The following is an 18,835-nucleotide window of genomic DNA, read 5'->3' on the forward strand; positions in this document are numbered from 1 at the left end:
AAGGAAAAAAAACTTACACACCACACCCACACACGCACACACACTACGACGACATCGACAGGAGGAACAGCAGACGTCGGCCTACGCGCGTGCAATCCCTGCAAAATCACAGTCGCCGTCAGTCGGGCGGATCTTGCCGTCGCCGGCACAAAACGGCCGAGTGCACACCGATAACGTAACGGTAACGAAGGTCAATATGTCACACGGGAGATTCCATTGGCACCATCAAAATACCAATAGATCCACAAACGCGCGAGAGCGCGAGGTCAAATGGGCTGTAGCGCGAGCTGTGGATTTTTGTGGATGTTTGTGGATGCGCGGATCATTTTGATTTTGCGTTTTGGGTAGGGTTTATGGTAAATGCAAAGTGATATGCCTAAAAATCATTTTGCGATCATTTTAAAATGATTGGTTTGGGTTTGCCCTTCTTGTTGTTTGATGTAGATCATTTTGATGTTTGGAAGATGGTTTTTGATATGTGTCAGGGTTCCTAAAATTCTCTCCTTTTTTAACCTCTCGTATTTTGTGGATACCCGAAAACGCACGAACTAACCTTATCCCAGGTTCCTAAAATGGGCCACCCGCCGCGGAGCACGACGGGGATCAGGTGGGTCTCGGGATCGTGGTCTTCGCCAAGTCTGCCTTCGGGGTCACAGCCGGAGGCGTTGAAGTAGCGCAAGGCGGCGTACTTGAATTTCTCGTCGGACGCGGCCAGGTCGGCGAGGATTTCCTCGACGTGCCACTTGCTGCGGCCGTAGGGCGAGACGGGTGCCTTCTTCTCATCCTCGGTGATCGGCACTTCGTCGGGATCGCCATAGACGGCGCAGGTGCTGGAAAACACGAACCGATTCACGCCGACCTCACGCATCGCTTCGAGGACATTGACGGTCGTGGCGACGTTGTTGTGGTAGTACATCAGCGGCTCATGCACCGATTCGCCGACATACGCAAAGGCCGCGAAGTGCATGACCGTGTCGATCGAATGTTCCCGCAACGCGGTGGTCAGTGCATCGGTGTCGTCGAGGTCGGCGAAGACCGCCGGGCAACCGAGGATGTCGGCGACGGTCCTGTGTCCGCGGCCGGCATTGTCGTAGATCACCGGGCTATGGCCGGCGGACTGCAGGGCCTTGACGGTGTGCGAACCGATATAACCGGCACCGCCGGCGACGAGAACATTGCTCATGGCCGGAGACTATCTCTCGGACCGGTGCCGTTCAACGGAACAAGGGCGACATCCCGGCGGTTGCGGGGTATGTTTTCGGCCCATGCGGATTCTCGTCGCACACACCCGCTATCAACAGTTCGGCGGCGAAGACGTCATCGCCGCCGCCGAAGCCGACTTGCTGCGCTCACGCGGTCACGATATCCGCGAACTCACGCTCAGCAACGACGACATCGACGGGCTGACCGCCCTGAGCAAGCTCGGCATGGCTCTTTGGAGCAACAACGGTCGTAAGCAGTTACGCGCAGCGATCGGCGACGGGGTCGACATCGTCCACTTCCACAACACGCACATCCGCCTGTCGCCGGCTGCTCTGCGAGCGGCGAAGGATGCCGGCGCGGGCGTCGTGTTGTCGCTGCACAACTTCCGGCTGGTTTGTCCGCGTGGCACGCTCTGGCGGGACGGCGGCGTTTGCGAGGATTGTGTCGGCAAGCGGCTCGCGCTGCCGGGCCTCAAGCACAAGTGCTATCGCGGCAGCCGAGGTGCGACTGCCACCGTGGCGGCGGTCAACGCTTTGCACCGGACCATCGGCACGTGGCGCAAAAGCGTCGACGCTTACCTTGTTCACACCCAGAGTGCTCGCGACCTCATCAGTCGCGGCGGCGTTCCGAAGGAGCGCCTGCTGCTGAAAAACAACTTCGTCAAGACCGACCCCGGTGATCAGGGCCCGCCCGGCGAAGGGCTGTTTTTCATCGGCCGCTTGGCGGAGGAAAAGGGGATCGACATTCTCCTCGCGGCGGCGGCAAGGATGGGCGGCAGGCTGACCATCGCCGGTAGCGGCCCGTGTGCGGAACTCGTCGAGCAGGCCGCCAAGACCAACGACCGCATCAACTACCTCGGCCGACTCGAGCACGACAAAATAATCCCCGCGTTCAAGGACGCCGCGGCGACGGTCGTCACGTCGACGTGGTACGAGGGCCAGCCGATGACGATCCTCGAAGCGCTTGCTTGCGGCCGGCCGGTGATCGCGTCGAACCTCGGCGCGATGCCGACCGTCATCGACGACGGCGTCAACGGCCGGCTCTTCGAACCGGGCGACGTCGACACGCTCGCGCGGATCATGGACGAAGTGCTCGGCGACCGCGCGAAGTTGATCGAGATGGGCAAGGCCGCCCGCCGAAAGTTCGAGGCGATCGGCACCGCCGACGCGTGCTACACACGGCTGATGGAGGTCTACGAAGCCGTGCTCGAAAAGCGTCACCCGTTGCCGGTCGAAGTGACATACCCGGCCCCAATCAATCCAGCCATTGCTTCTTCTTGAGCTTCTCGGGCAGGTACTGCTCGGTGATGAAGCTGAAGTCTTTGCTGCTGGCGGTTTCGAGTTCCATCTTGACGCCGGAGTCGATCATCTTTTTGATCTCGCGTTGCCAGTCCTTTTTGCCGGCGAACCAGGGGTAGGCGGCGATCTCCTTGAGGCGGGTCGTGTCCTTGCCGTTGAGCGCGATGACGTTGTCGAAGCCGAAGCGTTCACGGTCGAAGGCGCTCATGCCGATGAAGCGGGCGTCGGGAATCGCCATGCGCTGGGACTCGAACGCCAGGTTGATCGAGCCCTGCTTGACGACGGAGTAGATGTAGTAGCCCCACGGGTCGTTGTCGGCCAGAACGTAGACGGGCAGCTTGTTGCGACCCTTCTTGAGCTCGTTGTGCATGCGGTAGACGAGCCGACGCACGCCGCGGGGCGGCTGGCCGCCGCCGTGGATGATCATGCAGTTGTGCTTTTCCCAGAACCGGTCCTGGTTGAACCGACCCCAGACCGCGCCTTTTTCGATGAGCAGGATGAAGTCGGCGGTACACTTCTTGAACTGGATCGTGTTGGCCTCGACGATCGAGGGGACGGCCCAGCCGCCGCTACCCATGCGGGTCAGGTCGATCGTGTCGCCGGCGTCGACGATGGTCATCGGTCCGACCATCGAGCCCTTGTTTTCCGCGTACAAGCCGAGCTCTTCACGCAGCGCGTCGATCGTGACTTCGAGGTCTTCGATGATTGGGTCGGACTCGTCCTGACCGTCGAAGGTGTTCTCCTTGGTGCCCTCGATCGTGTGCTTGCAGTGGTAGTACATGTCACGGATGGAGGTCGTCTTGCCCTGCTCGGCAAGCTCCTTGCACCCGCTGGCGATGAGCATGGTCTGCATGAACTTCTTGGCCTTGCTCAGGTCGAAGAAGTTGCGCTGCTGGGCCGCGTCGCCCATGGTGATGATGCGCTTCTTGCGGTCGTAGTTCGCGTTGGACAGCGAACGCGTCGGGATGGCGAAGTTCGGGTCCTCACCGGCACGGGCGTGGGAGATGACCTGCTTGGCCATCTGCTCGAGCTTCTTCGCGGTGTCGTTCTTCTTGGTCTTGGTGGGCATGCGTGGAGTCCGTTACGCGGCCTGATCGAAAAGCTCGGGGTCTTCGCTCGCGGCGTCGTCGGCGTCGGGTTGCTTGGCGTTGGCTTCGACGACGATGACGCTTTCGTCCCGAGCGAGGCGACCGCCGGCGCCGTTGGGGCCGGGCGTGTTCGGGTCCGGCTTGTCCGGGTCGACCTTCACACGCTTGCCGTCCTCGTCGAGGATCACGTCGGCGGTCTCGGTCTTGCTGCGGGCGACGGCGGCCAGTTGGTCGTAGAGCTTCTTTTCGTCGACTTTGGTCATGGTGCCACAGGCTTTGACGACTTCGCCGATGTACTTCTTGAAGACGTCACGGCGTTGTCCTTCGCGGGCGATGCGTTGCTTGCGGCGGATGTAGGTATTGAGCTTACGTCCGCACTCCTTGAGGCCGAGCGTGACCTCCTTGCGGATCTCGTCGTAGTCGGCGATCGCCTCCTTCGACTCGCTCGTGAACGGCACCCACACCGACGCCATGTGAACGAAGACGATCAGCGGCCCCTCGGGCATGCCGCTGCGCGGCTGGGTCAGGCCGTAGTTGCGCCAGTTGGTCGCCTGGATCGCCTTGCTGATCGAGCAGGCCGAGGGTTGGTAGAGCAGCGGCACGCGGTTGGCGAAGCGGAAGACGCGGGCTTGCTCCTCGCGCGGCAGGTCGCCGCCGAATGCGATGCCGATCTCGATCTGGAACGGATTGCCCCGGTAGACGGCCGGCTCGCGGGTGTACGCCGTATAGAACTCGGCCTTGGTTTCCTTGAGCAGGCCCTTGAGGATTTGCCGGTCGCCGATGGGCACGAGGCAGTCGGTCGGCGGGTTCTGAATCTTGGTGTCCTGTATCGCCTTGTGAACCGCCTCGGTCTGGCCGTGGTCGAAGGTGCTTGTGTACGACTGCGACGAGATGGTCGCCTTCGTGAGCTTGTTGGCCTTGTCGACGATCTCCTTGGCGACCTTGGGCGAGACGCGTGAGAACTCTTTTTGCAGGAACGGGCCGAGGTGTTTTTGCTCTGTCTCCTTGAGCATCCGCATGAGCACGCCGAGCTCGACGCCGTAGGGGTGGGGCTTGATCTCGTCGGGGCTGTCGGGGACTTCTTCGACCTCGCGGCGGAAGTGGCGGACCTCGCCGTCGGGCGCGGTCCAGATGATCTCGGCGTGCGGGTTGGCGATGGCGGTTTGCTCGAGGTACGCATCGACACTCGCCCGGCCGCGTTGGAACCGGCCCTCGAGCGTGATCGCGACGGACGTGCCTTGGCGGACGGTTTCCTCACCGTCGGTCCATTCGTCGAGCGTCTCGTCGGCGGTGATGTCGGGGCGGTTCTTCTGCGTGTCGATCGCGAGTAGGAAGCGATGGGCTTTCGCGCGCGGGCTGGTCTTGGAGAAGATCTGCACCGGCTGCCCGGTCGTGAGCAGGCCATACATGCCTGCCGCGGAGATGCCAATGCCTTGCTGGCCACGCGACATTCGCAGGCGGTGAAACTTCGAGCCGTAAAGCAACCGGCCGAACACGTTGGGAATCTGGTGCTTGACGATGCCCGGCCCGTTGTCGCGAACGCTCACGATGAACCGGGCATGGTTCGTCATGTTCGGCGTGGGCACGTGCTTGCCGTTGGAGTCGACGGCCAGAATCTTCACGTGCAGCGTCGGCAGGATGCCCGCTTCCTCGCAGGCGTCGAGCGAGTTGTCGACCGCCTCCTTGATCGTGGTGAGCAGCGCCTTGCGTGGGTTGTCGAAGCCGAGCAGGTGGCGGTTTTTCGCGAAGAACTCGCTAACCGCGATTTCCTTCTGCCGCGCGGACATGCTCTCGGCGGTCTCGTTGACGCGGGAACTCTTCTTCCGTGAAGCCGACTTGGTTGCCATGGTGGGTTGCTAGTTGCTCTCTGTCGTGACCGGGTCGGTCGGGGCGGGTACCGCCGGGGACGTGGTGTAGGTCAAACGCGGCCGAGGTTCGTTCGTTTCGGCGTCGCGCAGATGCTTGGGCGGAAGGTTTCGAGCCGGGATGCCAACGGCGGTGTAGCCGGCGGGGACATCTTTGACGACGACGGCATTGGCGCCGATCTTTGCGCCCGCACCAACGGTGATCTTGCCAAGCACCTTCGCACCGGCACCCACATCAACGCCCGCGCCAAGCGTCGGACAACCTTCACCGTCGGCCCCGTTGCCGATGGTGACCTGTTGGAGAATGGTGCAGTTGGGGCCGATGACGCTGTCGGGGTGGATGACCACGCCGTCGGGGTGTAGCAGTAGCAAACCGCCGCCAACGCTCGTGTTCAATGGGACATGTGCCCGGCACAGGTGCGACCAAATGCGATGGCGGAGGTTGGCCGACATCCGGCGGAGACGGTTGATCGGCCCGCTTCGGCTCGCGTGGTGCTGGTAGGCACGGATGGCCTTGAGCATCTTACGGGCGGCCAACGGTACATGGGTGGCCGACTCGCGTTGCCATTGCGGCGTGTTGAGGTCTGCGTCGTCGGGCCGTTTCGCCGCGGCATGGTGAGCATGGCGGCGTTGCTGGTTCCGCGCGCGAAGGTCGGGATTGTTCAGCGCTTCCGCAGAACTGTCCTCCACGTTTCGCATGATGGGTGCGGCGGAATGTGTCAACTGCATACTCCCGATCTATCGGACGGCGCGTGCCCTTATCCTGCAGATGAACTGGCGTGAGCCAACACCTTTGTGGCCTGATTTTTCTCGTCCACTAGCACAACCTTGCTCTCGTGGGTCTGGGCCTCGTCGGGCGTGACCTGCACGAACGCAAGGATGATGACCTTGTGGCCGATCCCGCTCAGCCGGGCGGCAGCCCCGTTCACCCCGATGGTACCCTCGCCACGCGGCCCGGGGATGATGTACGTCTCGAACCGCTCGCCGTTGTCACAGTCCGCGATCAACACCTTTTCATTCACCAACATCCCGGCCGCGTCAAGAAGGTTTTGGTCGATCGTGATGCTGCCGGGGTAATCGACGTCGGTGAATGTGACGGTCGCACGGTGAATCTTGGCTTTGAGGAGTTCGAGGAGCATGACGGCGTCGAATCCTAGCGCGCCCGACCCTTACGACCGGTCACCAAAATCCACATGTGGCGTCGAGCGATCCTCGGCCTCGAAATAGGCCGCTTTCCTGAATCCGAACACGCCAGCGACGACGTTCGTCGGCACCGACGCGACGGCGGTGTTGAGTTTTTCGACGTTCGCGTTGTAGAAACGGCGTGCCTTGCTGATGCGTGTCTCCGTTTCGGACAACTCGCGTTGGAGGTCGGCAAAGCGGTCGGACGCCTTCAGGTCCGGGTACGCCTCGGCGACCGTGATGAGCTTGCCCACTGCGACGGTCAGTTCCTGCTCATCCACGGCTTGTTGCGATGCGTCGGCGGAACCTGCCCGATCGGCGGCGGCTCGGTTTCGCAATGTCGCGACGGCCTCGAACAAGCCGGACTCGTGAGCGGCGTGTCCTTTGACCGTTTCGACCAAGTTCGGCACCAAATCGTGTCGGCGTTGCAGTTCCGTGTCGATCGCGCTCCACGCCTCTTTCACGAACTGCCGACGTCGGACAAGCCCGTTGTACGTCCAGGCGATCCACACGCCCAGCAGCGCGAACGGAATCAGCGGCAGTCCGATCAACAGGATGTTGCCCAGCACGAGCATGCGCGGATGATGACATCGTGAAACCGATTGTGCGAATCGTGATGTTTCTGATGTTGATCCCGGCTGGCATGGCTCATGCGCAGACGGCGCGCGAGTCCGACGCCGAGGTCATCCGGCAGTTTGACGTCGAACTCACACCGATCGATCCCGCGACGCTCCGAGTCTCCGAGACCATCACGATGGACTTCGGCACCAACCAGCGACGCGGCATTTTCCGAAACATCCCGTACCGCTACGAGCGTCACACCGTCAAGCTCGTCGACGTCGAAGTGACCGACGCCGAGGGCAAGTCTCGCCGGGCGAAGATCACGCGCTCGAGCGGTGTTCTGTCCATTCGGATCGGTGACCCGGACGTTTTCGTCACGGGCGAGCACATCTACGTCATCAACTACACGGCCCGCCGGGCGATCAACTTCTTCGACGGCAAGCCGGAGGTCTACTGGAACGCGACCGGCGATGAGTGGCCGTTTCCGATCGAGCAGGTGACCGCGACACTCCGGATGCCCGAGGGCGTTGACCCGGGTTCGGTGAAGACCGACTCGTTTCTCGGAGTGTTGGGAGAGACACGGGGCGGTTCGGTCGAGGTCATCGACGACGCGCTGGTCTTCACGGCGGACAACCTTCGCGGAAACGAGGGGCTCACGATTCTTGCCGAGTTGCCCGAGGGCTCGGTCGCACAGGCCACTTGGGTGACGGCGCTGGGTTGGTGGCTGAGCGACTGGTGGCCGGCGGTCGTACTGCCCATCCTGAGCGTGGGCGGAATGCTCGCGTTGTGGCTGGTGCGCGGCCGAGACGAAGGGGCCAACGACGCGGTCCCGGTCGAGTGGGATCCGCCGGCCGACATGACGCCGGCCGAAGTCGGCATCCTCATCGACGAGGTGTGCCACACCCACGACATCATCGCCACCGTGATCGACCTCGCCGTCCGTGGCTACATCCGCATCGAACAGGACACCAACGAGAGCGGCTGGGTCGGGCTCAACAAGGGCTCATGGACGTTCGTTCGCCTCGGCAAAAAGTGCGACAAGGACCGGCCGCTTCTGCCGCACGAAGAAGACCTGCTCAATGCGCTGTTCAAAAAGCACCGCAAGACCGTCAAACTCAAGCAAATCAAAGGAAAGTTCTACAAGGACTTCGGCCGGATTCGCGACGGTCTCTACGTCCGCATGACCGAGCGCGGTTTCTTTACCGGCAATCCCGATCAGGTCCGCAACTCCTTTCGCGGCATCGGTGTTCTCATGATCACCGGTGCGCTCGTCTTCTGTTTCTTGTCGCTGGCCAACCAGTGGGCCACATTTCCATGGCTGATAGGTGTCGGCCTGGCATCGCTGCCGATCATGATGCTGGCGAAGGCGATGCCCGCGCGAACGTTGGAAGGGTCAAAGATGTTGCGCGAGTGCCGCGGGTTCCGGCGGTTTCTGGTGGATGTCGAGCGGGATCGGCTTGCCGATGTGCAGAAGGACGACCCGACCCTCTTCGGCCGGTTGCTGCCGTTCGCGATGGTGCTCGGCGTTGAGGATCAATGGGCCGAGCAGTTCGAGGGGTTGCTCACGCAGGAGCCGGATTGGTATCGGGGCCATCGCGACGGTTTCGTGCCCGGCTTGTTTCTGAGCGACTTCGGGCGTGGCGTGTCGCAGATGGGAACGAGCATGACCGCACGTCCGGCCAGCAGCGGGGCCGGCGGCGGCACCAGCGGCTTCAGTTCCGGCGGTGGCTTCTCCGGCGGCGGATTCGGCGGGGGCGGCGGTGGGAGTTGGTGAGTAACGTCGACGGGCGGACAACGGAACCCATCTCCTCAACCACGCTCCGCCTCGCGAACACGCTCACGAAGATCGCCAATCTCCATCCACGGGGTTAGCGCGGCCTTGGCCTCGCTTCGAAACTCACCTTCTCGGATCAGCCCGAGCAAGAAATCCGTCGCGGGCTCGGAGCGGAGCAACGCGAAGGCCGTGAGTAGCTCCGCGCCGCCGCGCTCGTGACGGAGCCGCTCCCATAACCACCCAAGAACCTCGAACGCATTGGGCGGTCGCAACTCCGCGACCGCGAGTCCGGTCAGTTGCAGCGTTTCGCTCGGCTGTTCGGCGATCCATGGCCGGACGAACGTCTCGAGCCAGCGTGGTCGAAGCATGCACAATGCCGTCGCCGACTCGGCGATCACTTCCTCAACATCGGTGTCGGCCTTCAGCTTGGCCCGCAGCACCAACGCCGCCGAGTCTTGTCCGGTCAGCCCGAGCCCACGTGCCGAAGAGATGCGCACACCGGGAACGTCGATCTGCGGAAACTTCGGTCGGTCGAAAAGATAGTCCACCATCAGTGGCAACACGTCGGCATCGCCAGCAGCCGCTAAAGCGAGCACCGCAACGCCGCGCATATTCGCGGCCGCGTCGATCGGTTCGGTCACCATGTCAGGGATGGATGGGTCAAACACAAGACCGACAGGTTCGAGCTGAACACATCGGGCCGCGCGGTGTAGCACGTCGGTCGCGGTCGTGCCGAGACGGTTGAGCGCCTCGACCAACGCGTGTTTGGCCTCGCAGCCCTTGTCCTCGCCGGGCGGACGATCCAGCCAATTCTCCAGCGCGGCGACCAGCGCCGACTCCGCCGACAACTCCCGCTCGGCCACAATCCCTGCGGCCTTGGCCACGACGAAGTTCGCCTTGTGCCCGAGCGCTTTCGTCACCACGGCGTCGTCCGCATGACGCAGGCCGTTGAGCAGTTCGAGCGTCGGGTCGCGCTTCGGCATCGTGGGACGTTACGCTGTGTCGCATGCGAGTCCTCATCATCGGCGGTACGGGCCTGATCTCGGTTGGCATCATCAAGCACCTCCACAATCGCGACGCGGAGATCGTCTGCTTCAACCGCGGCAAGTCCTCGGCGAAGGACGACACCCCGCTCGGCGACGATGTTGTGCAAGTCCACGGTGATCGCAACAATCAAGCCGGCATGCTCGCGGCGTTCGACGGGCAACGTTTCGACGCCGTGATCGACATGATCGCGTTCAACGTCGAACAGGCCCAGGGCGGACTGAATCTGGCGAAACACGTCGGCGCGTCGCAGCTCATCTTTTGCAGTACCGTGTGCACCTACGGCGTGAAGGTGCCGGCCGGCGTGCTGATTGATGAGACGTTCCCGCAGGAACCGATCAGCGATTACGGCAAGAACAAGCTTGCAGCTGAGCGGGCGCTACTCGACAACCCCGGCGACATCGCGGTGACCGTCATCCGGCCGAGCCACACCTACGGCGAGGGCGGCGGCATGATCGATCAGTTCGAAGGCGACCCGCCGACCTGGCGTCGCATCGAACAGGGCATGCCCGTCCCGATCGCCGGCGACGGGCTGGGCCTCTGGGTCAGCACCCACCGCGACGACGTCGGTGCACTTTTCGCCCATGCCGTCGGGAATGAGAAAACCTTCGGCCAGTGCTACAACGCCACGCGTGATGTGATGCTGACCTGGAACGACTATTACCGCATCGCCGGCGAAGTCCTGGGCAAGCCGGTGCATGCGGTGCATGTGCCGACGCAACTCGTGCTCAAACACAGCCCCGAGCGTTTCGGTCTGCTGAAGGAAATCACTGCGTTTCACGGGGCGTATAGCAGTGCCAAGGCAATGGCCGGCGTCCCCGAGTTCCGCCCGACCATCACCCTCGCCGACGGCATGCGCCGCACGTTTGACCACCTGCGCAAGCACGACAAACTCAAGCCCGCCGAGGACAGAGTAATCGACGCCATCCTCGCCGACGCCGAGTCGATTGGGCTGCGAGCCGAAGTGCTCGAGTAGCAGAGCCCGTCCGGTCAACTCGCAGGTATCAAGCACCGCCGACGTAGCGGTAGGGGCTTTGGCCGCCGATGTACTCTTGTGGGATTGTCTTGCCGCGAAAACGTCGTCGCACGTCTTCGTCGGCCAGACGTCCAACGAACTCGACACGCCCGTCGCTTGTATCGAAATCACGGCGAAGCTCTTGCATCGTCGATCCGGCGGGAAACCAATCGACCACGCGATACACCTCGCGGATCACGTTGCCGAAGACCGCCATCGCGTAACGGATTTCGTGCTTATCCGGGTTCATCCGCCATGCAGCGCGAGTGGCGTCGTATAATTCGATGGGCGACATGTCCGGGTCGTAAACGCGTGGAATTTTGAACAGAACGGCCGGCTCATCGAATATGGCCTCGTTCCCATCGAGGGCGGGAATCAAGTCCTCGACCGCGATGCGGCGAACACCATCGGAAGCGTTTCCGCTAACTTGGTTTGTTAGCTGCCTGAGCCCTATCGCGTCGATGGTCGTGGCCTCGATAAGTCTTGCTTGATCACGATTGATTCCCCATTTGAGTAGATCGATCCTCGGCTCGAGTCCTTCGTTACGAATGGCCGCGATCCGCGCAACCTTCTCCGTTTCTGATGTGTCGGCAAGGTGCTGGAAAGCTCGATGTCCCTTTCCATGCCCGACGTAAAACGGCCTGCCGTCGCGTGGGTCGATGTACAGGTAAACGTAGTAGCCGAGCTTCTCGGAAATGCCGGGCGGAAAGCGGTCACGCATTAGAATCTCCTGTCCAGGAGCCGAAACTGAACGGCTTCGGCGATGTGGTCGGCGGTGACGTCCTGGTTGCCGTCGACGTCGGCGATGGTGCGGGCGACGCGGCGGACCTTGTCGTAGGCGCGGGCGCTGAGGCCCATGTCGTCCATCGCTTGTTTGAGCATCAGTGCGGCCGTGTCGTCGAGCGGGGCGAGTTCGTCGAGCTGTCGGCCGGTGAGACGAGCGTTGGGCAGGTCGCCCTGACGCTGCGCCTGCACATCGCGGACACGTTGGACGTTTTCACGCATGGTCGCGCTGTCGGTGCCGGGCTTGCGTTTGGCGAGTTCCTCGTGCGGGACGGCGGGGACCTCGACGTGGATGTCGATGCGGTCGAGCAACGGGCCCGAGAGTCGATCCATGTACTTCGCGGCCGACTTGGCGTCCTTACCGTGGCCGTCCTGGCTCGGGTTCATCGCGGCGACGAGCATGAACTCCGCCGGGAAACGCTGGCTGCCGTGGACACGGGCGATCGTGACGACGCCATCCTCCATGGGTTGCCGAAGCATCTCGAGCACGCTGCGTGAGAACTCGGGCAGCTCGTCGAGGAAGAGCACGCCGTGGTGGGCGAGCGAGCATTCGCCCGGTCGTGGGATCGAGCCGCCGCCGACGAGGGCTTGCGCGGTGGCGGAATGGTGGGGCGTACGTACCGGGCGTTCGGTGAGCAGCGCGACGCCGTGGTCGAGCAGGCCGGTTGCCGAGTAGATGCGCGTCGTCTCCAACGACTCGGCCCGCGTGAGCGGCGGCAGGATCGTTGGGATGCGCTTGGAGAGCATCGACTTGCCCGTACCCGGCGGGCCGATGAGCAGCACGTTGTGACTCCCGGCACACGCGATCGTCAACGCCCGCTTGACCGACTCCTGACCCTTCACGTCGGCGAAGTCGATCGGGTGACGGTTCGGCTTGGCCTCCACTTCAACTTCGCCGTTGAACGGCTCGATCAGGTCCTGGCCGTTGAGAAAGCCGACCGCCTGTTGCAAGTGTCCGACGCCGATGACGTCAATGCCTTCGACGATGGACGCCTCGCGGACGTTGTCGATCGGCAGGATGACGCCGGCCTTGCCGAGTTCGGCCGCGAGCATCGCCATTGCCAGACCGCCGCGGATCGGACGCAGCCGACCGTCGAGCGCGAGCTCACCGGCAATGAGGTAGTCGCAGTGTCGGTCGCCGTGAATGCTTCCGGTCGTTCTCAGCAAGCCGACCGCGATGGGCAGGTCGAGCGCCGGACCGTCCTTCTTGACACTCGCCGGTGCCAAGTGAATGAGCAGCCGGTGGGCGTGGAACGGATGGCCGCTGTTGTTGATCGCGCGGCGGATGCGTTCGATCGACTCCCGCACCGCCGCCTGCGGCAACCCGGTGATGACTTGCTTCTCGTTACCCCGGTGTGAGACATCGACCTCGACCTCGCACCGCAGCGCGTCGATCCCCGTGAGCACGTAACTATCCACCTGCGCGAGCGGCATGCGCCGACCCTAACGACTCCCGCACGAGTCGTGCAAGTTTGATCAGGTGTGGTACCCGAGCCCGTCGAACTCGCCGGCTTCGATCGTCCGGCCCGGGCGGACGCGCGGCTCGATCCCGACGAGCATCTTGGTGACCTCGGGGCCGACCGCTTCCATGAGCCGTTTGCTCGGGAGGTAGCCGAACCGTTTGGCGAGGAGGTGAGGGCTGTAACGGTAGATCATCACGCGTCGCTCGCCGTCGCTGGTGCGCGGCATCGAGCCGTGAGACATGCCGTCGGTGAACATCAACGCCTCGCCGGCTTTGAGATGCACCTCGACCATGCCCAGCGCCGTGGCACCACTCACGGGGTTGTCCTTATCCCACGCGTTGGCCAACTGCGGATGATCCTCCATCGCCTTGTGGCTACATGGGACGACCGTGGTCGGCCCATCACCGTGACCGATGTCGGTGAGAGCCATGAGCACGTTGATCTGACCAACGGCCCATCGGCCCGCCTGGTTTCGGAAGCGGCTCGTGAAGCGGGTGTTGGTGCCGCCGCTGTGGATCGGAATGAAGCCGCCGGTGCGGCGCACGTTCAGAAACAGCTCGTCGACGGCGATGTGATGCATCTCGCTGCAGATGTATCGCTTGACGTCCTCGAAGTACGCCGGGTTGGTGAGAAGATTCCAAAAGACCGGGCCGGCTTCGACGATGTTCTGGAAGTTCACACCGTCCTTCGACCCGTAGGTGTGTACCTGAACGTCACCGATCCACTCGCCCGGTTGCAGGTCATCCCGCATGTTCTCGTCGACCCAGCCGTTGATCTCTTGCAGTTGGTTCGAAGTCAGGCAGTTCTTCACGATGGTGAAGCCCTGCAAATCAAAGAGGTAGTCTCGCTCTTCTTGCGTCGATCCGTACGCGATGGTGTCGGACGAAACGAACGGCATGTCAGAGGCGAGAACTCTTGGCGTGGTGGTTGATGTCATCGAAGTCTCCTCGGTTAATGGCGCGAATCACACTAACACCCCGATGCGTGGCGACATCGCGTCATGGCGTAAGTTGATTGCATTTGGTGATATGCTCATCAGCATGCCCGAGGCGAAACTCTCTCACGTGGTGCCCGATCGCGAGGCCGGCCGTGTGTGGCTGCATGACGCCCGCCATGTCGCTAACCCAATGCGTGAGGCTCACCGACACCGGGAGTGGGAGATGTGCCTGGTCGAGCGCGGCACGGGTGAGTACATCGTCGCCGACCAGCGAACTCACCTGCGTTCCGGGTCGATGATCTGGTTGTTACCGAGTCAGGTTCACATTCTTCTCAGGCGTTCCACCGACTTTCGGATGTGGATCATGGTTGCACGTCCGTCGATGGTGCGTTCACTTGCCCGAGGCCCACGACGGCAATGGCAGGGGTGGGAAACGTCACCGCCATCGGTGCCGGAGGTGCGGCAGGTGTCGTTGACGAGTATCCGTAGATTGCATCCGGTGCTTCGGCGGCTGTTGACCGGACCGAAAGACGATCGCGCCGGTCACGATGCGGGATTGCGTTGGGCGTTGGTCGACGCGTGGAGTGCCTTTCGCGCCGGGTCACCGACAGCGGCGGTGGGCGTTCTCAGTCCGGCCGTTGTCAAAGCGGCGCGGCTGATCGCACGCCGACCCGAACTCGACGCCGATGCGCTCGCGGATGCCGTTGCGGTGAGCCGATCTCATCTGAGTCGACTGATCAAAGCCGAGCTTGGTCAGTCGATCACCGAACTACGCAATCGTGAGCGGGTCCGCCGATTCGCGACTGCCGTGCGTCGCGGTCGAAAGTACACGGCGGCGGCATATGAGGCGGGCTTTGGCAGTTACGCGCAGTGCTTCCGTGTCGTCCGCCAACTCACCGGGAGCAGTCCGCGGGAGTGGGTGGGTCCGTGAGCGATTAGTCATCGACGACGTTCGGGTCCGCGATGCCGCAACCCATCAGCCCGTCGCCGTGTTCGGCCATGACGCGGGCGATGAACTCGCTGCTGCCCCTGCGTTGTTCGGCACTCAGCAACGCGGCGCATGGTGTTCCGAAGCGCGGTTTGGCAAACGGCAGGTGCGTGTTGCCGCGAGCGAGGATGTGGCTCGCATTGGTGCCCCCGGTCACGGGATCACGCGGGGCGTTGCCTTCCTCGTCGTGGCCCCATTGCGTGAACGATCGCGCGTTGGCGTAGTGCCCGACGAACGCCCGGCGATAGCGGTCGGTCGTCACGTTGTCGCGCGATTGGTGCAGGACATGGCCGTTGAAGAACGCCACGTCGCCACGCTTCATGCGGAGCAGCACGCGGTCGTACTTCTCAGCGATCGGCGTGAGCGTGTTGCGATCGTCGGGCTCGCTGGCGCCGCGGATGTAGTGGACGTCCGAGAGCTGCGTGTCGCCGAAGCCGTAGACCGGCTGTGCTGCGTGGGCGTCGTTACCGGGGCAGGGCGGATACACCGGTTCGCTCGCGCTGCCTTTGGCCATCCACAACGCGCCGTTGTATTCGTCCACGTCGTCGATCGCGATCCAGGCACCGACGAGCGTGTCGGGGAACGTCGGGATGTAGAACGCGTCCTGGTGCCAGCCCTGACCAGGTTTGCCCGGCGGCTTGAGGAACAGCATCGATTGCAGCGCCGACACGTCCGGACCGATCAGCGTCTCGACCACGTCGAGTAGCCTCGGATGCAAAAGGCACTTCTCGTGAAGTGCGACCTGACGATGAAGCATGTGTATCCGTAGAAAGAACTGTGCCTTCTCGTCGGGCGAGAGGTCGGCCGGCGGCTTGGTAAGCTTGCGGCTCGTGCCATACTCACCGCGCTGCTTGGCCCGCTCGAGTTCTTCGGGGCTGTCATACGCCTTGCTCGGGTCAAACTCCTCGACGTCCGACTGCTCGGGAAGTTCGCCTCGCATGAGGGCTTGGGTGTGCTCGTCGAGTTCGGCGATGTCGTCGGCTGGCACAAGTCCGCGCACGACGAGGAAGCCCCACTGGCGGTAGTGGCGATATTCGTCGGCGGTGACGGGGTAGCGGTCGTAGTCACCGTGGAGATATTGCTCGACCGACTCGGGCCTGAGCGCCGGCTGGGAAGGCGTGGAGGTCATGCGCAAACTGTCGCACCAGCAGCGTGTGTGTGCCATGAACCGCGTTGCCGATTCCATGCCCATTATTGATCTTCACGCCCCACGCGAAAGACGTGCAACAGGCGCGGCAACGGTGGCGTATTGCCGGCCCGGACGGACTGGCGCAGGGCAGTCGGCGACATGCCGAAGGCCTCGGAGAAACGCCGCGAGAAGTGATACGGACTTGCGAAGCCGACCGTCTCGGCGATCTGGCGGACCGAGTCGTTGCTGCGCACGAGAAGGTCGGAAGCGCGATCAAGTCGCCACAGACGGACGACCGCCGCAGGAGCGTGACCCACGCTTTGGGTGAAGAGTCGGCAAAGATGCTCGCGTGTGACGCAGGCGACCTCGGCCAATTCATCCAGTGTAACCCCGGCCGATAGATCGTTGCGAAGGGTGATCGCAATGTGTGCCAGCGCCGCTCGTACCGCATCCGGAAGGTCGTCGCGCGGTGGCACGGTCACGTCCGTTTCGCCCGCAACGAACGAACCGAGCATCGTCCGCAACACTTGCCGACGCAGCGCGTCATCGCCCCGGCCACGCCATGCGAGCAGGTGCTGCAAACACGTCCGCAGCAGGTCGCCCGGCTTGGGCTCGACGACGACCGGCCAGCCCGTCATCACCGATCTCGGCGTACGCAGAATGTCGAAGTGAACGAATACATGCCGGCTCGGTCGACGCGCGTCCCAGAGGAACTCGTCTCGCCAACCCGACCGACAAAGCACCACCGCGCCCTCTGCGACATCGACCGACTGATCGTCAAACCGATACGTCGCCGACCCGTCGGTCATCCAGACAATTTCATAGTCCCGCAAGCGCCGCGGCCCGAACGTCGCGCCCGGCACGTTGCGTGCATGGCCGAAGTGCTTCGGGGCCGAAACATTGGGCAGTGCGGACATGCCAAAAGGATGTCCGAAGTTGACCCAAAAGCCAAGCCGGTATCGAACTCAGAAGTGAACTGCGGCGTCGATGGCCTACCATGGTCGCTTTCACGAACTTCACCCATGTCTCGCAAAGTCTACCTTGAAACCTTCGGCTGTCAGATGAACGTGCTCGATTCAGAGCTGGTCATGGGGCAGTTGCTTGCGCGGGGGTACGAGACGACCAGCGATCGCGAGTCGGCGGACGTGGTGCTCTACAACACGTGTTCGGTGCGGGAGCGGGCCGAGCAAAAAGTGTGGTCACGGCTCGGGGAGATGAAGCAGACCGACCAGCTCGTTGGTGTCATGGGCTGCATGGCCGAGCGCGACGGGACCGATATCTACCGCAAGTTTCCCCACGTCGATCTGCTCTGCGGTCCCGGCGAGCTCGACAAGCTGCCGGCGATGATCGACAACCACTTCGTCACGGATGCATCTGGCCGCCAGACGGCGTTGATGGGGGCGAACGTCCGGCGCTCTTCGACCAAGGCCGCCGCTGAAGACAACCTCGAACTACTCGATCTCTCCCGCGCCGTCTCGCCCGGCGACGACGTGAAGCAGTCCTACGTCCGCATCACCCGCGGCTGCAACAAGTTCTGCACCTACTGCGTCGTCCCCTACACGCGCGGCCCCGAGGTCCACCGCCCGCCGAGCAACATCATCGATGAGGTGAAGAAGCTCGCCGACGCCGGCAGCATTGAAGTCACGCTGCTCGGCCAGACGATCAACCACTACGCATTCGACCACGGCGATGGGCGGACGACGACGTTCGCCGACCTGCTCTACGAGATCCACGAAGCCGTCCCGCACCTGCCACGGCTTCGGTTCGTCACCAGCTACCCGCGCGACTTCACCGACGAAGCCCTTCAGGCGATGCGCGACTGCGAACGCATCTGTCGCTACTTGCACGTCCCCGCCCAGCACGGTGACAACCGCGTGCTCAAGGCGATGAACCGTGGCTACACGATCGAGCAGTACTACGACTTCATCGACCGGGCTTACGCGTACATGCCCGACGTCGCCGTCGCGTCGGACTTCATCGTCGGCTTCCCGACCGAAACCGAAGATGAGTTCCAGACGTGCAAAGACGTGATCCGCCGGGCGCGGTTCAAGAACAGCTTCATCTTCAAGTACAGCCCACGCCCCGGCACCGTCGCGATCGATCGCTTTGCCGACGACATCGACGACGCGACGAAGAAACGCCGCAACAACGAACTGCTCGCGGTCCAACAGGAGGTCGCCGACGAAGTGCATCAAGCGCTGGTCGGCCAAACCCTCGAGGTCTACGTTGAGGGCGAGAGTAAGCTCGTCAGCAAGCGGCAGAACAACGGCGTCGAGCTCGGTGCCGGCTTCCGCAAGCAGACCGACGCCGTCCAACTCGTCGCCCGAACCCGCGGCGATCACATCGTCGTCTTCGACGGCGACCCGTCGTTGAAGCATTCGCTCGTGGATGTGACCGTTGAAAAGGCAAAGGGACTCACGCTCTTTGCCAAGAAAGCCCACGGCTTCAGCGGTGGGTCACCAGCGACGTCCGACCATGCCCTGACCCACGCCTGAAGGCGTGGGC

The 18,835-nt window shown here is 62.9% G+C and carries 17 protein-coding genes; 5 read left to right on the plus strand and 12 right to left on the minus strand.

All coding sequences use genetic code 11. From position 1 onward, the window contains the following. Positions 1 to 508: 508 nt before the first annotated feature. Positions 509 to 1,183, minus strand: a complete 675-nt coding sequence (locus AAGD32_08750; protein MEM8874335.1) for an NAD-dependent epimerase/dehydratase family protein — start codon at positions 1,181 to 1,183, stop codon at positions 509 to 511. An 82-nt stretch (positions 1,184 to 1,265) separates the two neighbouring features. Between AAGD32_08750 and AAGD32_08755 the strand changes: the two genes are divergently transcribed. Beyond that, the gene (locus AAGD32_08755; protein MEM8874336.1) at positions 1,266 to 2,483 is read left to right on the plus strand and encodes a glycosyltransferase family 4 protein; all 1,218 of its coding nucleotides are present in this window, start codon (positions 1,266 to 1,268) and stop codon (positions 2,481 to 2,483) included. On the opposite strand, the gene AAGD32_08760 is transcribed toward AAGD32_08755, so the two are convergent. From AAGD32_08760 to AAGD32_08780, 5 genes are all read right to left on the minus strand, one after another. Further along, on the minus strand, positions 2,458 to 3,570 hold the full coding sequence (locus AAGD32_08760; protein MEM8874337.1) for a DNA topoisomerase IV subunit A: 1,113 nt from the start codon (positions 3,568 to 3,570) through the stop codon (positions 2,458 to 2,460). The genes AAGD32_08755 and AAGD32_08760 overlap by 26 nt on opposite strands. A 12-nt stretch (positions 3,571 to 3,582) precedes the next feature. Further along, the gene (locus tag AAGD32_08765) at positions 3,583 to 5,436 is read right to left on the minus strand and encodes a DNA topoisomerase VI subunit B (protein ID MEM8874338.1); all 1,854 of its coding nucleotides are present in this window, start codon (positions 5,434 to 5,436) and stop codon (positions 3,583 to 3,585) included. Positions 5,437 to 5,445: 9 nt separating this feature from the next. Then, the gene (locus tag AAGD32_08770; protein MEM8874339.1) at positions 5,446 to 6,144 is read right to left on the minus strand and encodes a hypothetical protein; all 699 of its coding nucleotides are present in this window, start codon (positions 6,142 to 6,144) and stop codon (positions 5,446 to 5,448) included. A 68-nt stretch (positions 6,145 to 6,212) separates the two neighbouring features. Beyond that, entirely contained in the window at positions 6,213 to 6,593 is a 381-nt protein-coding gene (panD, locus tag AAGD32_08775; protein ID MEM8874340.1) for an aspartate 1-decarboxylase, read from the minus strand. Between the two features lie 30 nt (positions 6,594 to 6,623). After that, positions 6,624 to 7,211 carry a LemA family protein gene (locus AAGD32_08780; GenBank protein ID MEM8874341.1) on the minus strand — a complete coding sequence of 196 codons (588 nt, stop codon included), beginning with the start codon at positions 7,209 to 7,211 and terminating at the stop codon, positions 6,624 to 6,626. A 41-nt stretch (positions 7,212 to 7,252) separates the two neighbouring features. Here AAGD32_08780 and AAGD32_08785 point away from each other — a divergent pair, with 41 nt between their 5' ends. After that, on the plus strand, positions 7,253 to 8,971 hold the full coding sequence (locus AAGD32_08785) for a DUF2207 domain-containing protein (protein ID MEM8874342.1): 1,719 nt from the start codon (positions 7,253 to 7,255) through the stop codon (positions 8,969 to 8,971). Between the two features lie 35 nt (positions 8,972 to 9,006). On the opposite strand, the gene AAGD32_08790 is transcribed toward AAGD32_08785, so the two are convergent. Then, positions 9,007 to 9,954, minus strand: coding sequence for a hypothetical protein (locus tag AAGD32_08790; protein MEM8874343.1), 948 nt, complete (start codon positions 9,952 to 9,954; stop codon positions 9,007 to 9,009). Between the two features lie 23 nt (positions 9,955 to 9,977). Here AAGD32_08790 and AAGD32_08795 point away from each other — a divergent pair, with 23 nt between their 5' ends. Then, a complete protein-coding gene (locus AAGD32_08795) occupies positions 9,978 to 10,991 on the plus strand; it encodes an NAD-dependent epimerase/dehydratase family protein (GenBank protein MEM8874344.1) in 1,014 nt (337 codons plus the stop codon). Between the two features lie 28 nt (positions 10,992 to 11,019). Here AAGD32_08795 and AAGD32_08800 read toward each other — a convergent pair whose 3' ends face one another. From AAGD32_08800 to AAGD32_08810, 3 genes are read right to left on the minus strand one after another with little or no spacing between them, the layout of a single operon-like run. Continuing rightward, the gene (locus tag AAGD32_08800) at positions 11,020 to 11,751 is read right to left on the minus strand and encodes a hypothetical protein (protein ID MEM8874345.1); all 732 of its coding nucleotides are present in this window, start codon (positions 11,749 to 11,751) and stop codon (positions 11,020 to 11,022) included. After that, positions 11,751 to 13,247 (minus strand): YifB family Mg chelatase-like AAA ATPase, encoded by a 1,497-nt coding sequence (locus AAGD32_08805; GenBank protein MEM8874346.1) that lies wholly within the window; start codon positions 13,245 to 13,247, stop codon positions 11,751 to 11,753. The genes AAGD32_08800 and AAGD32_08805 overlap by 1 nt, the downstream gene beginning before the upstream one ends. Before the next feature lie 42 nt (positions 13,248 to 13,289). Next, a complete protein-coding gene (locus tag AAGD32_08810) occupies positions 13,290 to 14,213 on the minus strand; it encodes a phytanoyl-CoA dioxygenase family protein (protein ID MEM8874347.1) in 924 nt (307 codons plus the stop codon). Between the two features lie 103 nt (positions 14,214 to 14,316). On the opposite strand from AAGD32_08810, the gene AAGD32_08815 reads away from it, so the two are divergent. Beyond that, entirely contained in the window at positions 14,317 to 15,144 is an 828-nt protein-coding gene (locus AAGD32_08815; protein ID MEM8874348.1) for a helix-turn-helix transcriptional regulator, read from the plus strand. A gap of 4 nt (positions 15,145 to 15,148) precedes the next feature. Here the strand turns inward: AAGD32_08815 and AAGD32_08820 are convergent, their stop codons facing one another. Beyond that, the gene (locus AAGD32_08820) at positions 15,149 to 16,330 is read right to left on the minus strand and encodes a phytanoyl-CoA dioxygenase family protein (GenBank protein ID MEM8874349.1); all 1,182 of its coding nucleotides are present in this window, start codon (positions 16,328 to 16,330) and stop codon (positions 15,149 to 15,151) included. Between the two features lie 62 nt (positions 16,331 to 16,392). After that, entirely contained in the window at positions 16,393 to 17,247 is an 855-nt protein-coding gene (locus AAGD32_08825) for a helix-turn-helix transcriptional regulator (GenBank protein MEM8874350.1), read from the minus strand. A 105-nt stretch (positions 17,248 to 17,352) separates the two neighbouring features. Between AAGD32_08825 and miaB the strand changes: the two genes are divergently transcribed. Further along, a complete protein-coding gene (miaB, locus tag AAGD32_08830) occupies positions 17,353 to 18,825 on the plus strand; it encodes a tRNA (N6-isopentenyl adenosine(37)-C2)-methylthiotransferase MiaB (GenBank protein ID MEM8874351.1) in 1,473 nt (490 codons plus the stop codon). Positions 18,826 to 18,835: the final 10 nt, after the last annotated feature.

Source organism: Planctomycetota bacterium (assembly GCA_039182125.1).
GTDB lineage: Bacteria > Planctomycetota > Phycisphaerae > Tepidisphaerales > Tepidisphaeraceae > JBCDCH01.